Annotated in this window: 17 protein-coding genes; 6 read left to right on the top strand and 11 right to left on the bottom strand. The window is 37.0% G+C overall.

The features are described 5' to 3' along the window. Positions 1-2: 2 nt before the first annotated feature. The 7 genes from L2586_RS19620 to L2586_RS19590 form a co-directional block, all read right to left on the bottom strand. Entirely contained in the window at positions 3-2,126 is a 2,124-nt protein-coding gene (locus tag L2586_RS19620; RefSeq protein WP_235294649.1) for a penicillin-binding protein, read from the bottom strand. A 7-nt stretch (positions 2,127-2,133) separates the two neighbouring features. After that, positions 2,134-2,460 (bottom strand): FtsL-like putative cell division protein, encoded by a 327-nt coding sequence (locus L2586_RS19615; protein WP_235294648.1) that lies wholly within the window; start codon positions 2,458-2,460, stop codon positions 2,134-2,136. Between the two features lie 3 nt (positions 2,461-2,463). Next, positions 2,464-3,363 (bottom strand): 16S rRNA (cytosine(1402)-N(4))-methyltransferase RsmH, encoded by a 900-nt coding sequence (gene rsmH / locus L2586_RS19610; protein ID WP_235294647.1) that lies wholly within the window; start codon positions 3,361-3,363, stop codon positions 2,464-2,466. A gap of 2 nt (positions 3,364-3,365) precedes the next feature. Further along, positions 3,366-3,830 (bottom strand): division/cell wall cluster transcriptional repressor MraZ, encoded by a 465-nt coding sequence (gene mraZ, locus L2586_RS19605; protein WP_235294646.1) that lies wholly within the window; start codon positions 3,828-3,830, stop codon positions 3,366-3,368. Positions 3,831-4,440: 610 nt separating this feature from the next. Next, positions 4,441-5,616: a serine hydrolase domain-containing protein gene (locus L2586_RS19600; RefSeq protein ID WP_235294645.1), complete on the bottom strand. Its 1,176-nt coding sequence runs from the start codon at positions 5,614-5,616 to the stop codon at positions 4,441-4,443. A 48-nt stretch (positions 5,617-5,664) separates the two neighbouring features. Continuing rightward, entirely contained in the window at positions 5,665-6,402 is a 738-nt protein-coding gene (locus tag L2586_RS19595; protein WP_235294644.1) for a polyprenol monophosphomannose synthase, read from the bottom strand. A gap of 44 nt (positions 6,403-6,446) precedes the next feature. Then, a complete protein-coding gene (locus L2586_RS19590) occupies positions 6,447-8,873 on the bottom strand; it encodes an alpha-ketoacid dehydrogenase subunit alpha/beta (RefSeq protein WP_235294665.1) in 2,427 nt (808 codons plus the stop codon). Positions 8,874-9,128: 255 nt separating this feature from the next. Between L2586_RS19590 and L2586_RS19585 the strand changes: the two genes are divergently transcribed. Both L2586_RS19585 and yaaA read left to right on the top strand, forming a co-directional pair. Then, entirely contained in the window at positions 9,129-9,611 is a 483-nt protein-coding gene (locus tag L2586_RS19585; RefSeq protein WP_235294643.1) for a DUF1573 domain-containing protein, read from the top strand. A gap of 163 nt (positions 9,612-9,774) precedes the next feature. Beyond that, positions 9,775-10,536: a peroxide stress protein YaaA gene (yaaA, locus tag L2586_RS19580; RefSeq protein WP_235294642.1), complete on the top strand. Its 762-nt coding sequence runs from the start codon at positions 9,775-9,777 to the stop codon at positions 10,534-10,536. Here the strand turns inward: yaaA and L2586_RS19575 are convergent. Together L2586_RS19575 and L2586_RS19570 are read right to left on the bottom strand one after the other, a co-directional pair. Further along, positions 10,526-10,885 carry a hypothetical protein gene (locus tag L2586_RS19575; RefSeq protein WP_235294641.1) on the bottom strand — a complete coding sequence of 120 codons (360 nt, stop codon included), beginning with the start codon at positions 10,883-10,885 and terminating at the stop codon, positions 10,526-10,528. The two genes, yaaA and L2586_RS19575, sit on opposite strands and share 11 nt — an antisense overlap. Then, positions 10,882-13,278, bottom strand: a complete 2,397-nt coding sequence (locus L2586_RS19570; RefSeq protein ID WP_235294640.1) for a penicillin acylase family protein — start codon at positions 13,276-13,278, stop codon at positions 10,882-10,884. Before L2586_RS19570 ends, L2586_RS19575 begins: the two co-directional genes overlap by 4 nt. Before the next feature lie 50 nt (positions 13,279-13,328). On the opposite strand from L2586_RS19570, the gene L2586_RS19565 reads away from it, so the two are divergent. Continuing rightward, entirely contained in the window at positions 13,329-14,342 is a 1,014-nt protein-coding gene (locus tag L2586_RS19565) for an alpha/beta hydrolase (protein WP_235294639.1), read from the top strand. 679 nt (positions 14,343-15,021) lie between these two features. Here the strand turns inward: L2586_RS19565 and L2586_RS19560 are convergent. Together L2586_RS19560 and L2586_RS19555 are read right to left on the bottom strand one after the other, a co-directional pair. Further along, positions 15,022-18,708: a TonB family protein gene (locus tag L2586_RS19560; RefSeq protein WP_235294638.1), complete on the bottom strand. Its 3,687-nt coding sequence runs from the start codon at positions 18,706-18,708 to the stop codon at positions 15,022-15,024. Further along, positions 18,705-19,067, bottom strand: coding sequence for a BlaI/MecI/CopY family transcriptional regulator (locus L2586_RS19555; RefSeq protein ID WP_235294637.1), 363 nt, complete (start codon positions 19,065-19,067; stop codon positions 18,705-18,707). The genes L2586_RS19560 and L2586_RS19555 overlap by 4 nt, the downstream gene beginning before the upstream one ends. Before the next feature lie 164 nt (positions 19,068-19,231). Here L2586_RS19555 and L2586_RS19550 point away from each other — a divergent pair, with 164 nt between their 5' ends. From L2586_RS19550 to L2586_RS19540, 3 genes are all read left to right on the top strand, one after another. Beyond that, on the top strand, positions 19,232-19,558 hold the full coding sequence (locus tag L2586_RS19550; protein ID WP_235294636.1) for a hypothetical protein: 327 nt from the start codon (positions 19,232-19,234) through the stop codon (positions 19,556-19,558). Next, positions 19,551-19,913 carry a hypothetical protein gene (locus tag L2586_RS19545; protein WP_235294635.1) on the top strand — a complete coding sequence of 121 codons (363 nt, stop codon included), beginning with the start codon at positions 19,551-19,553 and terminating at the stop codon, positions 19,911-19,913. Before L2586_RS19550 ends, L2586_RS19545 begins: the two co-directional genes overlap by 8 nt. Positions 19,914-20,067: 154 nt before the next feature. Then, positions 20,068-21,171 carry a serine hydrolase domain-containing protein gene (locus L2586_RS19540; protein ID WP_235294634.1) on the top strand — a complete coding sequence of 368 codons (1,104 nt, stop codon included), beginning with the start codon at positions 20,068-20,070 and terminating at the stop codon, positions 21,169-21,171. Positions 21,172-21,176 lie beyond the last annotated feature (5 nt).

Raw genomic sequence — 21,176 nt, 5'->3', positions numbered from 1 at the left:
TGTCAGTTTAATTTTATTTCAATCGTCTGGTCTTCTATTTTCGAACCAGGCTTTAAAGATTGTGCTATAACCTTCCCATAACCTTCACTCTCTACTTTCAATCCTAGATTTTCAAGGATAAAAGTTGCATCTCGCAATCCCATTCCTTCCACGCTAGGCACAATTGCTTTCTTCACTTTTTTCGGTTTCAACTGGAGACTATGTTCTCCCGGAGCAACTACCGACCAAGGATAGTCTGATTCCGAATAATCCAAGCCTACATATTTCAATACTTCTTCTAAGTCCTTCGAAAACCCAACACTATAGTTTGGCTTCTGAAAACTTGCCAACTTTGGTTTTTCTTCGTCCGTTATCGAAGCAATTAAGTTCTTCTTACTTGCAAAGCATTGCTCTGCAATTGATTTAAATACTGGACCTGCCACAGTTCCGCCATAGAAACCATCTACTTTTGGCTCATAAATCACGACGATACATGAATACCGAGGATTCTCTGCAGGAAAATATCCTGCGAAAGACCCATTATATCGCTTCACCTCTTCATCTTTATCCGCATATCCGAATCGCGCTGTCCCTGTCTTCCCCGCGAAATCAAAAAATGTTGATTGCAAACTCTTTGCAGTTCCACTCTTCACCACTTCTTCCAACAACTCCTGCGCAACAGCAATCGTATAATCACTAGCAATTCGTTCTTTCATCACTTTTGGATAAAAACTAATTTGCTTACCATTTTCATCGTAGACTTCTGAAACCAAATATGGCTTCATCATCTTTCCGTCATTCGCAACTGTATTATATAGATTCAATATCTGAAGCGGAGTCAATTCTAATTCATAACCGTGTGACATCCACGGTATAGTCGTCCCATACCAATTCTTGTCATTCGGATTTTTAATGTAAGGTGTTTTCTCGCCAACTATCTCCACGCCACTCACTTCACTTAGACCAAATTGGTTTAACATCCCCACAAACTGCATTCTAGTCTCATTACTTTGATTGAAATACCTATCAGCTAGGCTTGCAATCCCTACATTTGATGACTTTGCAAATGCGGTTTTTAAATCTACTTCTCGGAGTCCGTGTCGATGCGAATCCCTCATCCATAGATCTGAAAACTTTTTCACCCCACCTTCTAGATCAACTTTCGTATCTGGATTAGCATAACCTGCTTCTACCAGAGCCATTAGACTGGCCAATTTAAAAGTTGAACCGGGTTCACTACGCTCCCCTATACCATAATTGTATAGTTCGGCGTAGTTACCACGTTGATTGAGTTTAAAGTTAGATATAGCTCTTATTTTGCCCGTTGCTACCTCCATTACGATGGCAGTTCCGGCTCGTGCTTCATGCTTCTTTACAGCTTTTAGCAATTCAGAGTGAACAATATCTTGAATTCCCATGTCAAGTGTAGTGATGAGATTAGCACCTTTCTTAGGTTCATATTCCATCGGATCATAAACAGGAACCTCTATTCCAGGCCCTATCCTTTTCATTAATTTCTGATCCTTAACACCTGCAAGTTGCTTGTCAAAATATCCTTCAATGCCAATTTTAGAAGCGTTTTCGCGATCCTCACCAATCGTCCTCTCTGCTAAAGAACCAAAAGGTTTCGTGCGTTTAGTTTTATCCTTTACAATAAAACCACCTCCATATTGACCTCTCCTAAACAAAGGAAATTGTTTAAATTTTTGCAACTGAAAGAAATCGAGATTCTTCGCAATCGAATAATATTTACTTCCTGGTTCGTTCCAAGAAATCCCACCTTCCCTTTTTTTAACTAATAACTGTTTCCACTGAGCTCGAGACCTATCCGAATTCGTATATTTTGCCAAATAATACGATAACGAATCAATTTCTTTATTAAAATTTTCATTGCTCGCTTGAGTCAAATCCATATAAATATCAAAGAACGTTGTAGAAGTTGACAACAACTTGCCATCTTCTGTATAAATATCTCCTCTCGTCGCATCCACTTCCACCCATCTTAGGTTTTGTTCCGCTTTCGCTCTCCACTTCTCTCCCTCTATTACATTTATCTTAATAATCTTAAATGCGATAACCAGTGCAAAAAGAATAAACATCAACAGCACCACATAAACCCTCAGCAGCAATTCATTCTTTTTATCCATATCCGCTCTAGCTTTTAGAAGCCTCTATTTTTCTCGGCAGATTTTGATTTTCTAAATCTTTATACCCATCTAACTTCTTTCCAATTTCAGACCGCGTACTCTTCTGCATTATGTCTGACTTTAATGACATATACTCCCACTTCGCTTCCCGAATCTGATTCTCTAACTTCTTAGTCTTCCTTAGGTTACTCTCCGCATAATGAGAGTTGAAAATATACACCACACCTAAAAAAGCAATCAAGAACACAAACGTCACATTCTTCATCAAGGACGCCAACCCAAATCCCAACTTCATTTTCTTTGCTTGCCCAGAAACAGGTTTCTTTTTCGTCATTACTTAATTTTTTACCGCAGCCCGCAACTTTGCGCTACGGGCTCTATTGTTTTTTCTTATTTCAACACCACTCGGCACCATTACTTTTTTAATCACACTCTTAAATGGCTTCTCATGCCTCCCGTAATCATCTTTCACAATCTCCCCTTCAGCATTTCCGCTCTTTATAAAATTCTTCACCATTCGATCCTCAAGTGAGTGATAAGAGATAATTACCATTCGACCTCCCTTTTTCAAAACCTTCAAACTCTGCGAAAGCATCTCTTCTAGCGTTCCCATTTCATCATTCAACTCAATTCTTATCGCCTGAAAAACCTGAGCCAAATATCTATTCCGACTCCCTCTTATTACTGGCTCTAAAACCTGAAGCAAATCACCAACCGTTTCAATCCCCCTTTGCTCTCTTTGCGTAACAATTTCCTGAGCCAGAGTCTTAGAGTTCCTTATCTCCCCATATGCACTAAATATGGCCACTAATTGCTCCTCGCTATAATCCCTAATCAAATCAACTGCTGTTTCCTCCATCAATGGATTCATCCTCATATCCAACTTAACTTCTGGATACCTAAACGAAAACCCTCGCTCCGGAGCATTCAAGTGAAAAGACGAAACCCCGAGATCCCCGAGCACTCCATCCACTCCATCCACTTTCAACAACTTCAGAAACCTTTCCAAAAAGCAAAAGTTAGCGTGCACCATCTCAATCCGATCATCATCAATACTATTCTTATGTGCATCAACATCCTGATCAAAAGCTATCAAGCGACCTTTGTCGCTTAGCCTATCTAAAATTTCACGGCTATGACCTCCCCCACCGAATGTTACATCTACGTAAACACCATCGGGATCTGTCACCAACTCGTCAACACTTTCCTTTAGTAAAACTGGATTATGATATTCCATATTTAAGCATTATCACTTACACTGTTGCCTTCGCCAAATATATCATCTGCTATTTCAGCAAAATTATCTGGTTCTGAATTCAACATCTCATCATATGCGTCCTTCGACCATATTTCAATTTGCTCGTGATAAGCAAACAAGACAGCTTCTTTTTCGATACCTGCATACTCTACCAAACTTTTAGGTAGCAAAATTCTTTCGGCACCGTCTGTTGCAATTTTCGTAGCTCCTCTGTAGAAGTATCTGATTGCTTGACGCTGTTTTGTATTATAGATGTTGAGTTGGTTTATTTCTGTCGTCTTTTTTTCCCAAACATCGGACGGATACATCATAAGATGTTTCTCAAATCCTCGATTCACTACAAAGTTTAAAGCTCCTTCCCCAATTTGCTTCAATAGCGCCGATGGAAGACGAACTCTCCCCTTGGCATCTACTTTAACTTCGTACTCTCCAGTGAACGTGTACATTGAATCTCCGTGGTTGATAATTCAAATTTAAGATCATTTTCCCACTTTTTCCCACTTTTTCCCACAAAATCACACAAAACATATAAAAAAAATCATCATCTGTTTATTCGTGTAACTTATTTGATTACACCCTGCATGATATTTGGTGATAAAGTGTGCAATTCACAATATCCGTTCACATTTTCTTTCTCCACAAATACAGTTATATTATTTCAAATAACATATTACTTAAAACAAATATATGTAAATCGCTGAGATAAAATAGAATTTTAGCATCTTTAATTAACATAATAATTATTTATAATATATAAATCAAAGGATACTCACATCAACTCTTCTTTATCAGCGAATTAAAACATGATATTCCAGTTATAAATTGAGGTTAGCAGCATAGAAAAACCGCTTCCATTCTATGGACAATTCAAAGTGAATGAATATGAAATGATTCCAGGTTCTTTTTATTTGATTTCTCCTAAAATGTGAAATTTTAAGATATTGCAAGAGGGAAGTCTATCTAGCTACGCATCAAAAATTGACATACTTAATAGGTAAGAAAGTAAGACTTCCTTTTTTCTAGATGACTTTTCAGATGTATGGAGTGATTATTTTGCTAAATCTTTTCTTCATATTTCTTTAAAACGCCCCACACATTCCTGATGGCTTCCTCCGTGCTTTTGTCGGTAGGCATTATATTGACCATCATAATCTTACCTATACCTTTAGAGGGCATAAAATACATATTAGTTAACACTCCCGGATCTCCTCCATTATGCCCAATACTTAATCCAGAATGAGATCTAGACCAGAACACGCCGTAAGGTGACTTAGAATCCTTGAGATATGGCTCCATCATCTCCTTACATTTTTCTTCAGACAACACCCTACCCTTTCCCTCATAACACTTCATCATTTCTATCAAATAAAGTGATAGATCATGAATACTAGTTATCAGTCCACCATCTGCAAAAGTGATAAGACTATAATGAGGAAGAGCTTGTCCATAGGTAAGATATGGCGTTGCCTTATCATCTAGTTTTACTTCATCTAGATTCCAGGTAGTAGAAGTCATTCCTATTTCATCGAATATGTACTGCTTAGTAAAGTTGCTAAAGCTCATACCACTGGCTTCTTCCAAGATCCTCGATGCAATCCCTGCACCTATATTGCTGTATTTATATTGAACACCTGGCTTTTTTCGAAGGAAGTTCTTCTTCCTGTAGTATTCACCACCTTTGGCATAAACACTTATAATAAATGAATCGATAGGGAGGCCCTCATTCTCATTATAAAGTTTGATGTATTTTTTCCAGCCCCTTGGAATGGTGGATGGATCTACTGCTAATTTGCCTTCGAAGACATATGCCCTTTCATAAGCATCTGGATCATTCAACCCAGAAGTATGACTTGCAATGTGACGAATGGTAATCTTTTCGGTAGGGAATCTCGGATTAATTAAATGATAAGGCAAGTAGTCATTAATAGGATCATCTAAGTCTAACAATCCGAGTTCTTCCGCCTTCATTAGAGCAACGCCAATGAACGTCTTACTTACAGATCCAATGTTTTGGATAGTTGATTTTGTATAAGATTTCTTGCTTTCAATATCAGCAAAACCAAATCCATCCTCATATTTAATGGCGCCATCTTTAATGACCGCAACACTAAAACCAGGAAGCATTTTCTGATCAGCAATTTCTTGCAATTCTAAATTTAAGGAATCGTTAAAGGTCGACTGGCTGTGTAAAAGCTGAAAAGAGCAAAGAAAAAGGATAAGAATAGAACGCATAATTTTCAAGTTGGATTTCGAAAACTAGACGACTTAAAAATTAAAATGTTACGAATCTGTACTTCTATATGAATTAGTGAAACTTTTAATTTTCATTTTCAGAACACCCCAGATCGCTTCAGAGATAATACCATTGCTCATTTTCGACGTTCCTTCTATACGATCAGCAAATGTTATAGGCACTTCTATGCTTTTAAAACCTAATGATCTCGCCGAAAACTTCATTTCTATCTGGAATGCGTAACCGACAAATTTTATTTTATCTAAATCAATTGTCTCTAGAACTTCCCTTTTATAACAAATAAAGCCTGCTGTTGGGTCTTTTATAGGCATCCAAGTAATCATTCTAACATAAAGAGAAGCTCCTCTTGATAAAATTTCTCGATCTAATGGCCAATTCTTAGTTGCTCCTCCTTTCACATATCGAGAACCAATACTAAAATCAAATCCATTTTCTAACGGCGCTAGAAGTCTAGGCAAATCTTTCGGATTATGACTGAAGTCAGCATCCATTTCAAAAAGAAAGTCATAGCCATGCTTTATACCATACTTAAATCCTGCAATGTACGCCGTTCCTAGACCTAACTTCCCTGTCCTTTCTATTAAATGAATCCTATCCGGAAAAGCTTGTTGACGCTCTTTAACAATTGCAGCGGTTCCATCTGGTGAACCATCATCAACAATTAAAACATCATAATCCTGACCAACTTCCAAGACAGCTGAAATCATTTTCGAAATGTTTTCCTTTTCGTTATAAGTCGGTATAATTACGAGTTTTTTCCCCAATTTTTTTTAGTTACAACGTCAAAGATATTATTTCTCATAACATTTTAAAAGGCTATTGGATATGCGTCTGGATCAACCTCCGTCATTAGGGTGTAAATGGTTTCAAAAATTTGTTCCGGATTAGGCTTTGTGTAATAGTCTCCATCCGATCCATAAGGCGGTCTATGTGCCTGTGCTGTCAGAGTGATCGGTTTCGAATCCAAAGAATAATACCCGTCTTGTTCTTCTAAAACTTGATTTACTATATATGCGGAAGCTCCTCCTGGAACATCTTCATCAATTACAATTAGTCGAGACGTCTTCTTTAGGGAATTCACAATAACTCCTTCTAAGTCAAACGGCAGCAAAGTTCTTACATCTATTAATTCAATAGAGATGTCATATTGATTCAATAACGGAATCGCTTCTTCTATCTCTGCTATACAAGCACCATAACTCACAACGGTGACATCTGTCCCCTCTAATAATATTTCAGGCACGCCCAACGGAATTGTATATTCTCCGATGTTAGACGGTACAACTTCTCTTTTTCTATATCCGTTCAATGTTTCTATCACTATCGCCGGATCATCTCCTTGTATCAATGTATTATAAAATCCAGCAGCTTGGGTCAAGTTTCTTGGAACTGCCAAGTACATTCCTCTTAGAGAATTAATAATCATCCCAATAGGTGAACCTGAATGCCATATTCCCTCAAGTCTATGCCCTCTTGTCCTAACAATTAATGGTACAGATTGTAATCCATTACTTCTATATCTTAAAGAGGCAACATCATCTGCTAATGGAGCAAGTCCATAATATAGATAATCTAAATACTGAATTTCCATAATCGGCTTAAACCCACGCATTGCTAGACCTATAGCCTGCCCTACGATCGTCCATTCACGGATTCCAACATCAAAAACTCGCTCCTCTCCATATTTTTCTTGAAGGCCAGCCATTCCTTGATTCACATCACCGATCTTACCTACATCTTCACCAAAAGCTAATAATTCTTTATGCTTAGCAAATGCTTTATCGAAGAAAGTATTAATCACCTTGTAACCTGGCGCCATCACTTCTTCTCCCTCAAATTCCATCTCAACTACAGGAACCTTTACTGCAGCCTTAGGTGTATCAGAATATAATTTAGTATGGTAAGTTAAATTTGCAGCCTCATCCTTTCCGTCAATGTATGCTTTTAACTTCGCTACTTCATCCACCTTCTCAAACATGCTTAAGTAAAGCGCACGTTTTGCTAGTTGAACAACTTCAGAATAGGTCGGATCGACTAAGTTGTCTAATTCTTTCTTGATTTCTAGGATTTCTTTTTTCAAATGTGCCTGCTGACCTATTCGAGAAATCAGATTAATTACCAGTTCACGCTCCTCATTAATAGGTGTGATGTATCTTTTCCAAGCAAAAGTCTTTCTCTCTCTTACGAACTCCTTTGCCCTCGCCTTCATTTTCTTAGTGGTCTCTTTATCACATATACCACTACTTATCATCCAAGATTCCATGCGATCGATACAATCCCAATCTCTTTCCCAACTCAGCCTTTGTTTGGATTTATATCTTTCGTGTGAACCAGATGTTGAATGCCCTTGAGGTTGTGTACACTCAATTACATGAATTAAAGCTGGACTTTGATTCTTTCTAGCCTTTTTAATAGCTTTCTCATAAGTTGCTACCAGCTTAGGATAATTCCAAGCCTCGACTTTATAAATTTCTAATCCTTTTTTAGATTTTTCAGTTTGCATTCCTTGCAAAGCATCAGAAATGCTAGCCTTCGCTATTTGTTTATCTACTGGTACTGATATTCCATATCCATCATCCCATACTGAAATGACTAAAGGAATCTGAATGGTTGCTGCTGCATTTACAGCTTCCCAAAACGGGCCTTCAGCACAACTTGCATCTCCGATTGTACAGAAACAAACTTCTTTACCTTTTCGTGAAAATTTGTGTTTCTTTCCAAACAAGGATTTCAGCTCCTTATATTTATTAGAGGCTAATGCTAATCCGACGGCCCTTGCCATCTGGCCTGCAGTACATGAAATATCTGAAGTTTGGTTAAAGAGCTCCATATGATTGGTAAACTCTCCTTCTTCATCGATGTATGGAGTGGCGAAGTGAGCATTCATCTGTCGCCCAGCTGAAAAAGGATCATTTCTAGCATCTGTATACATCTGAGCGAAGAAATCTTCGATCTTTGCAATTCCAAGTGCGAACATGATGGTCTGGTCTCTATAATAACCCGCTCTATGATCACCTTTTCTAAAAACTCTGGAGAGGGCAACTTGCGGAACTTCTTTCCCATCACCGAATACTCCGAACTTTCCTTTTCCTGAAAGGACTTCCTTCCTACCTAACAGCGAAACTTCCCTACTGACTAAACAGGTCCAGAAATCTTTGAGAACTTCATCTATAAAATGTTGCCGAGGCTGTGGCTCTGATTCTGTTCTTATTACTTCTGTAGGAAAGTCAAGCATAAAATTCAAGGTCAGGTTTTGTGTTTAAACAATTAAGTGCTTATCGAGACATAGCACTATAAAAAAGCAAGGCAAAATTAACAATTTTGATGTAAAAAAGGTTATAAAATGGAAACAAGGATAAAGTAATTATCAATTTTCAATTGCAAAATACCATACCTTAACCCTACATTAACAGTATATTTAGAAACTTTGGTTTCCTTTTTGCAGTTATTAGTGTAGATTTGTAATATAAATAATTAAAATAATAGACAAATGAAAAATACAATTCTTTTTGTTTTAGTCATGTTTTGCGCTATTGCAGTAGGTAATGCTCAAACAGTGCCAACAACCCAAGCGATAGAACAAAAAATTGAAAAAGTAAAGAATGGTGAAGGCCCGCAAATGGTTTTCGAAGAAATGGTAGTAGATTACGGAGTAATCGAGCAGCATTCTGAACCATTAAGGAAATTAAAATTTGTAAATAAAGGTACTGAGCCTTTAGTTATAACTAACGCAAGAGGTTCTTGTGGTTGTACTGTTCCTTCTTACGCTAAGGAGCCAATTATGCCAGGAGAAGAAAGCATTATCGAAATCAGATATGCGACAAACAGACTAGGTAAGTTTAGTAAAAAAGTTACTATTACTACCAATGAAGGAACTGAACCACATGTTATTAATGTAAAAGGTGAAGTTTTCGAACAAGAGAAAGAAGAAAGCGTACCAGCTTCTAAAGGTACATTGAGCGGAGGATTATAATTCTTACTCAAATAAAAAATATTAAAGCCTTGAATTAAACAATTCAAGGCTTTTTTAATTTATATCATTGTGACATAAATTAGACGATCTGATCTATATGCAATTTCAGATCATTATTATTTTTGCACACATTGATTTATTACTAAAGATATTTTTACCCATTATGATCACTTTAATTTCTCCTGCTAAAACACTTGACTATTCTGAAGATGGAAAATTCGGCCACACAGAAGCTCGACTTCTAGAGCATTCGATGAAATTAGTGGATACATTAAAGAAGAAAAGCTCTGGAAAGCTTCAGAAAATGATGGGCATTAGTAAAAATATTGCAGACCTGAATGTGGAACGATTTCAGGAATTCAGCCCAGAATTTAATAGTGAAAATAGTAAGCCAGCGATATTAGCGTTCAAAGGCGATGTTTACTTGGGTCTCGAAGCTGATCAATTTACCCAAGAGGAAATGGACTTTGCTCAAGACCACCTGAGAATTCTTTCTGGATTATATGGATTGCTTCGTCCTTTAGACCTCATGCAACCTTATCGATTAGAAATGGGCACATCGCTAAAAACAACGCGAGGAAAGAATCTTTATCAATTTTGGAAGAACAGGATTACTGATTTATTAAATGAGGACCTAAGTAATCACGAACATAAAACCATCGTTAATCTTGCTTCGAATGAATATTTCAAAGCCATCAATCTCAAGAAACTAGATGGAGATCTACTTACCATTAATTTCAAAGAAGAACGCGATGGTGAAATAAAATTCATTTCGTTCAATGCCAAAAAAGCTAGAGGTATGATGTCGAAATTTATCGTAAACAACTCCATCGATAACCCAAATGATCTAAAAGGTTTCGATATAGATGGTTACTACCTCAGCGAAGATCATTCGACGAAAGATAACTGGCTATTTATTCGGTAATATAATTCGGAACGACTTCTCTTATTGCAGCACCTACTGCTGAACCCATTGCCACAATGAGTCCACCGATTAATCCTGTCACCGCAATCACTGCTGTAGAACTTAATCCTCCGAAAAGCAGGCCTATTTTTGGACTTAAGATACTTTGATTTTCTACATCCAAGTACAATGAAAATCCTGCCCAGAGAACAAAGCCTGCTAGAAATCCAAACATCACTGAAAGTCCAAACTTATGCTTCAAGAGAAAAGCACTCATAATGGCAACAATAGAGATCATCCACCAAGGTAACCATTGACCTAAAAAATATCCAAGCGCAATAATGATGATTAAATGTGTCCAATACTTCATTTCTTAGGTTTAAAAGTTAATTCATAAGCTAATTTTATCTTGTCAGGATCACTCGAACTATTCAGCTCATAATATTGACCATCTGCCCAATCTAATACAAAGTTATCGTAGTATTGGCTTCCTGGATTCCCGCTATTTCCACCTGGATAAATACCGTAACCTTTCACCGGATCGGTCATCTCTACAACCATTCTCCAACTTGGGCCATTATACTTGCTTATTGCATTCGGTGTATTTCTATGGCCTGGAGAACTAATTTTCTGGCTGGCAAATGCAGGAATATTTGCTAAATGATTGATTTCAGTATTACGACTTTCACTCCACGCCTTCACTTCTAATGTATCAAAACCTACTTTCTTTAAGGATTGATTAACAATGGAATGCAGGGTTTCAACTTCATCTGTGTCTTCCACATCAAAAACCCAATGGTCTGGTTCTTCTTCCATTAATTCAATCAGTCTAAAAGCTTCAGGATACGGAACATTTATTTCTTTTCTCAATTCCACGATTTCATCAAATACCATATCGTAAAAAACATCCCACCATTCCTCGAAATAAGATGCTCCTATCGAATTAGAAGTATAAGTATAATTCCAGTCATCTAACCGATCCACTACCTCTTTTTCCTTTGCACTCAATTTTGTTTGCTCTAATTCTTCAAGTAAAATGGGTAACGCTTCTTCGGCCTTAAGATTATATGCGTCTAATTGCAAATTCATAAGATCCGCACTGCTCACCTTCGTCATTCCCTCTAATTTAGAATTGATATATCGTCCCCTATAGTCCTCGAATCCGCCATTATAATAATAAGGATATCCATTATCGGTAGAATGTTGGTTAGCAGATGCAACAAAGTCACGTTCTGGGTTCAGTTCCATAGGCAACTCATCAAAAGGGATAAAACCTTTCCATGCACTGCTGGATAAACTTCCATCTTGAATAAATCGACCTTGCTGATCAGATTTTATGGGTAATTTCCCTACTACAGAAAGCGCTATATCTCCTGATTTAGAACTAAATATAAAATTTTGTGCAGGTGCTGTAAATGACCGTAAAGCATTTCTAAATGAAGCAAAATCTTTTGACTGATTTATATTGACAAAAACATCCACTTCACCAGGCTCTGGTGCATCCAGAGAAACCCATCGCTGTGCTAGGTCCGTTTGCCTTCCTTCTTCCTTCATAACTGGACCCCATTCTGTGTAGATGACTGTATCTAGTACTTCCCCGACGCCTTTCACATCAAATTTCTCAATCACGATCTCAGCATCTTTGATTTCACCATCGATGTAATATTGTCGCTTTTCATCATCGACCCATTTCATTTTATAAAAATCCAAAACGTCCTGCCCTACATTGGTTTGGCCCCAACTAATATCTTCATTGAACCCAATAACAATTCCCGGTACACCTGGAAGAGAAACACCGTAAGCATTTAGTTCTGGGCATACCAGATGCATTTCTATCCATATGGAAGGAAGGGTCAATTTCAAGTGTGGATCATTCGCTAAAACAGGGTGCCCACTCGCTGATTTTCCGCCACCAACAGCAAAATTATTACTTCCCACAAAAATGTGGTGATCATCTCTCTGAATACTTTCGAATAGCTCATTAATTTGATTAGTAATGACTTCATTCATGGAAACGGCTGGACTAGGCCAGTTCCCCTTTTCAATAATTGGGCTTTGTTTTTTATTCCTATCTGGGTATAAGTCGTAAAATTTTTCCTCCCCCAAGACTTCTAAGGCATTCGTAGTTGCCATATCGTTATTAGCAGAATTTAAAGTTATTGCCATCGCTTTAATAAATAAAGCAGTACGGTAGGGTTCCCATTGTTGAGGCTCATAGCCTAGTAATTTAAATTCTAATGGATAATCTGCTGGATCTAGCTGATCAATGAAGTAATTAATACCATCGCTAAATCGTTCTACTAATGCATATCCTCTTTCATTTTTCTTCCAACTTTCCACAGCCAGAAGAGCTGACCGCGCCATTCCTTTCTGGCGTAACGTCATATCTTGACTAAGAGCTGATTCTCCTAGAATCTCCGCTGTTTTTCCTTCGATAGATCTGGTTGTAATATCCATCTGCCACAGTCTTTCTTTCGCAATAGCGTATCCTTGCGCAAACATTAAGTCTGACAAGTTTTCAGCAAAAATGTGTGGCACATGCCGATCATCGTATTTAATGCTTGTATTGCCTTTAAGACCTTCAGCCTTAAATTCATCACTTTCATTTTCAATTTTTTCTGCGTTAGCCCAAAATCCACTGAACGGATTAATCAAATCCCCAATAGCAGGAAGCGAGCGCTCCCCAACATTCAAAGGATTACTCAGCAAATAGATAGTGGCAATTAACAGAAATAATGAAATAACTAACTTAAAATATCTCATGCTCTAAATTTATGTTTTAAATTGTTATTCTTCAAGCAAACAGACAGTAAATGAAAATATTGAAAAAAATAGGTTGGTTCTTGCTCTTTATATTAGGCTTAATCGCAATTGCATTTCTGTTAGGTCCTACTATGAAGTATGAGAAAATTGATAACACACCACTCGATGGTAAGTATTCCATTTCAGAAGTTGAAAAAATAATCACAGATCGAAATAATAATCCGAGGATCAAGGCTGATAATGAAGAAAAGATTATCTGGGCTGATGGTATTCAGAAAACAGAATATGCATTCATCTATCTGCATGGATTTTCAGCAAGTCATGAAGAAGGTGCACCTATTCATGCTAACATCGCTGACCGATATGGGGCTAATCTGTACTTAAGTAGGTTACCAAGACATGGTTTGAATGATAGCTTGGCATTCTTGGACTTAACTCCGAAATTGCTTGTAGATTATGCAAAGGAGGCGATTAAAATTGGCAAGTCTATAGGTGAAAAAGTCATCGTGATTTCATGTTCTACAGGCAGTACTTTGAGCGCCTTTCTAGCCGCGAACGACCCCGATATCTATGCTCAGATTATGTTTTCGCCTAACTTCGAACTGCATGACAAGACGACGAAATTACTAACGAAGCCATGGGGATTGAATTTAGCAAGAAGAATAAAGGGAGGAAACTATCATCAGTGGAATGCGCCTGCAAGGGCTCGGCCTTTTTGGAATCATAAGTATAGGTTAGAAGGTGTTATTGCACTTCAGTCTTTAATAGATGATACCATGGAAGCTGAAGTTTTTCGGGAAATCAAGCAGCCGATTTTTGTTGGTTATTTTTATAAAGATGAGCAGACTCGGGATTTTACTGTTTCGACTGAAAAGATTCAGGAAGTGGAGCATCTTCTGGGAACACCTGAAGACCTCAAAGAATTTATCGCTTACCCAGATGGCAAGAAACATGTTTTCATTTCTCCTTTATTTAATGAGAATTGGGAGCGTGTCCAGGATGATGTTATTGATTTTTTGGATGAGAAATTGAAGTTGGAGCCAATTGCTGAGTTAGCACTTTGATGTGTAATTTTCGGAAGATAAATGCAAGGAGATGCATCCGCTGGTAATCGGACAAGAGTGATAGATCTTGCGTAGAAATCTACGATTACAATAAATACTACTCTTCTCAGCTTCCCTCTTGGCTTATCTAGAAGTATTACATTGTTCCGAGACTATTTTTTTTTAATCTGCGTCCTCTGCGGTATCTGCGGGAAATCTTTTTCGCTGTCACCTATCCCCTATCCATTTTCCTCTATCCATTATTCAGATCATTCAGCTTCTCGCTAAAGCAAGACAGGTCACAATCCTAGCCTTTCCAGTTTTTCTTCACACTGGCATACGAGGTCTAAATGAAATTTAATCTGCGTCATCTGTGGCATCTGCGGGAAATCTTTTTTTCGCTGTCACCTATCCCCTATCCATTTTCCTATATTCATTATTCAGATCATTCAGCTTCTCGCTATAGCAAGACAGGTCACAATCCTCGCCTTCCCAGTTATTCCTCACACTGGCATACGAGGTCTAAATGAAATTTAATCTGCGGAATTTGCGGTATCTGCGGGAAAATGTTTTTATTGTCATCTATCACAACTATCAACTGTCAGCTTTCCTCTATCCATTATCATCTGTCCACTAAATAAAAAAGGGGTAAGCTGCATAACACACCCTACCCCAAAGTCTTCCGACTTAGTTATGTATTTTACTCCACAACAAGCTTCCTTGTAAAGGTTTTTCCTTCTTGACTAACTCTAATTAGAATGACTTTTTCTGAGAATTGTGTCAGATTAATCGATTGATCAAAACTTCCATTAAAATCAGAATACACTTTCTGATATAATTGCTTTCCTTCAATGTTAAACAAATCAAGAATTACTGGTTTTGCTTCCGCTTCGAATTTGATATTAACCATTTCTTTCGCTGGATTAGGGAAGATTGCTACTTGCTGTAACGATAACTCACCACCTTCTCTAATCTCTAAGATCTCCTTATCAGCCTGTTTTTCTGCCGGCAACTTATAGCTTATCGGAAGATTGAATTCCATCGCCACAGCTTTCCCATCCTTCATTGCAGGAGTCCAAACAATTTCTTTCGCCATTTTATCAATAATAGCCAATGCACTATCATCTAAACCTGCCACTTTACGCTTTAAGTTAAAATTCTTCATCTTTCCATTCTGATCAATGACGAATGAAGTTACTACCATTCCTTCCACACCTTGTTTCCTAGCTTCAGCAGGATACTTAATGTTTTTATAGAGGTAGTTGATTAAATTTGTTTTTGAGCATTTGTCCTTAGCTGCTGCATCGGTTTCATCATCACATCCAGGAAAATAAGCAGGAGTATTATTAGGTCCTGGCTTGTAATTTTCTACTTTCCCTTGAGCATTTTTGGTCGTAATTTCGATGACGCCATTAACACCTTTATAACCATACTTTTCTATTGCAGTTTCGCCTTTTAATACATTGATGCTTGCAATATCATCTGGCTTAATTTCATCCATTGAAAATTCTGAATTATCCTTTTCTTCTCCATCAACGACAATAAAAGGCTCTTCTACATTTTCTGAATCTGCACCTTCAATTGTACCTATGGCTCTAATTTCAGTCATTCTTTCTTTTCTATAATCAGACAAATTTAAACTTGGTTTCATGAAAGAAACAGGACCATTTTTTATTACCTTACCAAAAGCATAAATTTTTCTTTCATTACCAAATTTTGTGGATGCAAGTCTATTTTCATAAATTTTGAAATTTGCATCATTCTCACTATCAACTTCTCCTTTATCTTGACCAGCTTTTGTTGTGATGTTTATCACTCCATCTTTCGCTTGTTCTCCATACTTAACAATTGCACTTTCACCTTTATATATGTTGATTGTTGCGATTTCTTCATTGTCAATGTCATCTACTTCTTCTTCGTATAATGCTCCATCTACATAAATGATCGGCTTAGCTTTACCTACGATATTTTTGGTCGTTGGTTTAACCACACTTTCTTTTGTCGTAATGTTTATCACTCCATCTTTCGCTTGCTCTCCATACTGAGCAATTGCAGGTTCTCCTTTAATTACATTGACACTTGCGATTTTTTCTTTGTCAATGTCATTTACTTCTCCTTCGTATAATGCTCCATCTACATAGATGAGTGGTGAAGGTTTTGATGCATTATCGGCTGAAATATTTTTCTTAATTTCGACTTCTTGCAAAGGCAATACTCCTTCCTTTGCTTTGTCACCTTCTAACTTAAATCGTATAGGAAGAGTATACTGAACGTTAACAGCATTTCCGCGCTGATAACCTGGAGTCCAGTTCGAATCCATAAAATCCATACTTTCTACAACCTTCAGTGTTTCTTCATCGGTTTCTGGACTTAAACTCCTAACCACTTTAGCATCTTTAATTCTTCCTTCACTTGTAATTACAAATTGAACTACAGCCATTCCTTCTATTCCTGCATCACGTGCTACTTTAGGATATTTCAAATTTGTATAGATATATTCAAGCATTTTTTGCTTCGCGCAATCTTCTTTCTCCGCATTCGTGCCGCTTATGCTCTCACATCCTGGGAATCTAGGCATTTGCTCTACCACCTTGAAGATTTCATTTGTAGTTTCAATATTTCTAGTACTTTGGGCAGGAATGGTATCGACCTTAAGTTCTAGACTTTCGTAAGCATCTCTTCCTTCTTCATCTAGTTCAAATCTAATTGGAAGAACATATCTCATATTAACCGCTTTTCCATCTTTCATTGCAGGAATCCACTTTTGGTCAAGATCTTTTAGCTTCTTAACCGCATCTAAAGCAGCATATGCGCAACCTCCTCCAAGATTTCTATAAATATTAAAATCTTCCAGTTCCCCTTTACTTGTAACTACAAAATCTATACTAGCACTTCCATGAACACCATTCTTCCTAGCCTTCTCAGGGTATTCTAAATTTGAATAAACATAGTCTAGCATTTCTTTATAAGAACAACGTAACAAATCCCTGTCTTTCATTCCTTTATCTTCACAAGCAGGAAACCTAGCAATACTCTCATAATCGGTTTCTAGTTCTTCATTAAATGTTCTAGGCCCAATATTCTTCTCCGTCACATCAGTTGAAATTCCAGCCATCAAAATAGTCATCATCTTTTTTCCAGCACTAGGTATAGTTTTTTCAAGCTTAACTGCATTATTAGGAAAATATTTCTTCCTTACTTCCATTCCAGAAACAATCAACTCGGCATCATATCTATATTTTCTTGGATTATAACCGTCTACTAATAGTTCCTTTTGCTTTAAAATTGGTCTTTCAAAATTTATATATCCCAACTTAGCTCGTTCTCCGAATTTCCTTATCGCATCTTCTGGCAACAAAACAACAGCGTTTCCTATATTTCCATACAAAGAAATGTGGTTAAAAAGTGGCAATTCTATATCTTTTCCATCGATCTGAAAATACGGAGCCTTTTGAGGGTCCTCCTCCATATAGTACTTACCTATATTTTGTATAAGTTCTGGAACATTTTCATTGGTAGCATTGGGACCTTGAATAGCAAATGTAAATGCAAATAATAACAACAATAACACTGGGATGCCTAGCGCATACATAACTAAGGTCGGACGTCCTGAGCGTTTTTGATTGATCATTTTTAATCTGTTTTTTAAATGTGAATTGAAAAATTGATGCGTTAGTGCCATTTGCAAACTATTATTCGTTTGCGTCAGCAATAACTGTTTATAAGTCTTTTTATCTGTGTTTTTGATGACTACTTGATCTGCCAAGTATTCATGAATTTCTTTTAGAGCATTTTTATACAAGTAGATCATCGGACTACACCAAAAGATAACCTTCAATAATTCTGTAACCAAGACATCTATACTATGCCTGCCTTTGATATGCTCTATTTCATGGTGAAGAATTCCATCAATTTCATTCCCCATCGACATTTTCTTACTAAAGAATACCCAATTGAAAAATGAAAATGGAAGATGTTTCTCTTCAGTCATCACTAATGTGTAACCATTTTTAACTGTTTTTTCAGATGCCCAGAACAATTCCAGCACTCTCTTAATACCCATGGAAAATCGAACAAAACTTACGATAAATCCGACCGCGTAGATGAAGTATAAAATATTCATCCAGTTAAATGTATCAACTTCTTTTCTGGCCACAACTGCCTGCAAGTCGTCGATTTCCATCAACATCGGATAGATAACATGAGCTACATTAGACTCATTTTTCCACGGAACAAATTCCAACAAAGGCAATATAATCCCAGCCGCTAGTGTAACTAGTAAATAAGTCCTGTTCGCATTAAAAAAGGTCTTATTCTTTAAGAACAATTCATAGACTCCATAAAAAAAGAGCCAGCACAGGGAAACTTTAAGTATGAATGCAATCATTGTTCTTCGTCTTTTAGGTCATTGATAATATTGCTTAAGTCTTTCAGGCTCAAATTCTCTTCTTTCACAAGAAAAGATACTAATGAATTCATAGAACCATCGAAATAATTCCCAACCAACTTCTTCAGTGAAAATTTAGAATAATCCGATTTTGCGATCAAAGGAAAATATTCATAAGTACGACCATAAGCTTTATGATCTAAAAACTTCTTCTTCTCAAGAATTCGTACAAAGGTAGAAACGGTAGAATGCGGTGGCTTCGGATCCGGCATCTGCTCTATTAATTGGCTAACTGTACTAGGGCCATGTTCCCAGAACAATTGCATTACCTCTTCTTCTGCTTTTGTTAGTTTGTCCATACTCCAAATGTATAACTAATTTTTTAGTTATACAACTAAATTCTTAAGTGATTATAATTTTATTTGATTTAAGGTAACAATTTTCAACGCAAATTACTCTTAATTATAGACTGCCTAACGCCCTTCTTTTTTATACATTCTCTTAACCACTAAACCATAACTGTATGAAAACTAGTGCAATGTTTCAAGTTAATCTTCAAGGATTAGATCTAAGCCAAGATCAGACTAGAGAACTCGAACAAATGTTGGCAAAAACCACATCCGAGTTTCTAGGTTCATTTAAAGCAGGTAAAGAATATCTTTCAGATGCTGTTTTTTATAAACCTAATCCAGATGATCCATACCCTTGGCCTATTCCTTGGCCTGGTCCATGGGGCCCGATATTCGGCCCAAGAGTTCCATTTCCTTTTCCACCATTCCCAGGATTTTTTCCAATCAACAGAAAGGCATTTGAAAGAAATCTTGTAGATGTAAAGCAAAGATATGGATAACAAGAAAATGTGTCCGAGTGCCCCTTTAAAAAAGGGGTACTCAGTTTTTGGGAAATTTATCGATGGCAAATTGGAATATTATGATGAGATCATCACTATTGATTCTGAAATGCTTGATACTGTAAAAAGAGAGAACGTCCGTACTACAATGCCTTGTGTTTCTAAAGGATGTGGAAACTGGAGTGGGGATAAATGTACTGTTCCAGATCAAATGAATTTTTTCTTAACTCCTATTGAAGATGAAAGTCAATTTGAAAATTGTCCGTTAAGGAAAAGTTGTAGATGGTTCTTTCAAGATGGCATAAAAGCTTGTGGAATTTGTCCTCTAATTGAGACGAAATTGTTTGGAACATAAGACGAAATAGCATTAATCAAATGCTTACATAAATTGATTTTAATCCTGCTAATTGGATCTGATCTTGTAAATTTGATCTTTAAATGTCATATGGAGCGATGCAAATATTTAAACCTTTGCTTTAATTCATTGTCCAAAAAGAAAATCAAGAATTTTGAGAATCTTCATCATCAATTTATTACTACTATTCATTTTCGTTCAATGCGATAAAACCACTGACCCTATCATAGAAGAAGAGGAAGAAAATGATACCGAACTATACTTCCCACCTAATAATTCAGATGAATGGGACACTTATTCCATTGCTGAGTTAGACTGGAATGAGGAGGCTACAGCAGATTTATATGACTTCCTAGAATCAAATGGAACCAGAGGCTTCCTCATTTTAAAGGATGGCAAAATTGTAATAGAAAAGTACTGGAACAAAGGAATACTCAATCAAGAATTCACACAAAGTTCAAATTGGTACTGGGCGTCAGCTGGTAAAACACTTACTTCGTTTTTAATCGGTCAAGCTCAAGAAGATGGTTATTTAGATATTACTAAATCTTCATCAGAATATTTAGGAAGTGGATGGTCTACATTGACTGAAGAACAAGAAAAAGCTATTACAGTAAGACATCACCTGACCATGACCACAGGATTAGATACGGAAGGTGATATTTTCTGCACAGATAAAGAGTGTCTAAATTATATGGTACCACCAGGAGAACGGTGGTATTACCACAATGCCCCATACACAATATTGGATCAAGTCATAGAAAATGCAACGAATCAGTCTTTCGACGATTACTTCGAATCAAAATTACGAGACCCAATTGGCATGGATGGATTTTGGTTTGACCAAGATTATAACCATGTCTACTCTAGTACGCCGAGATCCATGGCTAGATTTGGATTATTAATGCTGAATAAAGGAATCTGGAAGGATCAAGTTATTCTCGATGATATGGAATATATAGAAGCAAGTGTCTCTACCTCACAAGAATTAAATCCTGCATATGGATATCTTTGGTGGTTAAATGGGAAGGATCAACTCGTTCTCCCATCTATTCCATTAACCTTAAATATGCCATTATCACAGACTGCACCTGATGACATGTATGCAGCCATGGGAAAAAATAGTCAACTCATCAACATCGTGCCGTCTGAGAATTTAATCGTCATTCGAATGGGATCAGATCCAGATAATTCCTTAGTTCCTACAACCTTCCAAGATGATATGTGGACTAAGATTAATAAACTCATTTTCAAATAATGGAA

It is taken from the genome of Portibacter lacus (assembly GCF_021533215.1).
In the GTDB taxonomy this organism is placed as follows: Bacteria; Bacteroidota; Bacteroidia; order Chitinophagales; family Saprospiraceae; genus Portibacter; species Portibacter lacus.
The sequence above is the reverse complement of the archived record's forward strand: the minus strand, read 5'-3'. Positions and strand labels throughout refer to the sequence as shown.

Excerpts from the sequence above, each read along its gene's own strand:
- yaaA (WP_235294642.1), top strand. The coding sequence starts at position 9,775 with ATGATCACTTTAATTTCTCCTGCTAAAACACTTGACTATTCTGAAGAT.
- L2586_RS19545 (WP_235294635.1), top strand. The coding sequence starts at position 19,551 with ATGGATAACAAGAAAATGTGTCCGAGTGCCCCTTTAAAAAAGGGGTAC.
- L2586_RS19565 (WP_235294639.1), top strand. The coding sequence starts at position 13,329 with ATGAAAATATTGAAAAAAATAGGTTGGTTCTTGCTCTTTATATTAGGC.
- L2586_RS19590 (WP_235294665.1), bottom strand. The coding sequence starts at position 8,873 with ATGCTTGACTTTCCTACAGAAGTAATAAGAACAGAATCAGAGCCACAG.
- L2586_RS19620 (WP_235294649.1), bottom strand. The coding sequence starts at position 2,126 with ATGGATAAAAAGAATGAATTGCTGCTGAGGGTTTATGTGGTGCTGTTG.
- L2586_RS19615 (WP_235294648.1), bottom strand. The coding sequence starts at position 2,460 with ATGACGAAAAAGAAACCTGTTTCTGGGCAAGCAAAGAAAATGAAGTTG.
- L2586_RS19560 (WP_235294638.1), bottom strand. The coding sequence starts at position 18,708 with ATGATTGCATTCATACTTAAAGTTTCCCTGTGCTGGCTCTTTTTTTAT.
- L2586_RS19555 (WP_235294637.1), bottom strand. The coding sequence starts at position 19,067 with ATGGACAAACTAACAAAAGCAGAAGAAGAGGTAATGCAATTGTTCTGG.
- rsmH (WP_235294647.1), bottom strand. The coding sequence starts at position 3,363 with ATGGAATATCATAATCCAGTTTTACTAAAGGAAAGTGTTGACGAGTTG.
- mraZ (WP_235294646.1), bottom strand. The coding sequence starts at position 3,830 with ATGTACACGTTCACTGGAGAGTACGAAGTTAAAGTAGATGCCAAGGGG.
- L2586_RS19570 (WP_235294640.1), bottom strand. The coding sequence starts at position 13,278 with ATGAGATATTTTAAGTTAGTTATTTCATTATTTCTGTTAATTGCCACT.
- L2586_RS19575 (WP_235294641.1), bottom strand. The coding sequence starts at position 10,885 with ATGAAGTATTGGACACATTTAATCATCATTATTGCGCTTGGATATTTT.
- L2586_RS19550 (WP_235294636.1), top strand. The coding sequence starts at position 19,232 with ATGAAAACTAGTGCAATGTTTCAAGTTAATCTTCAAGGATTAGATCTA.
- L2586_RS19600 (WP_235294645.1), bottom strand. The coding sequence starts at position 5,616 with ATGCGTTCTATTCTTATCCTTTTTCTTTGCTCTTTTCAGCTTTTACAC.
- L2586_RS19585 (WP_235294643.1), top strand. The coding sequence starts at position 9,129 with ATGAAAAATACAATTCTTTTTGTTTTAGTCATGTTTTGCGCTATTGCA.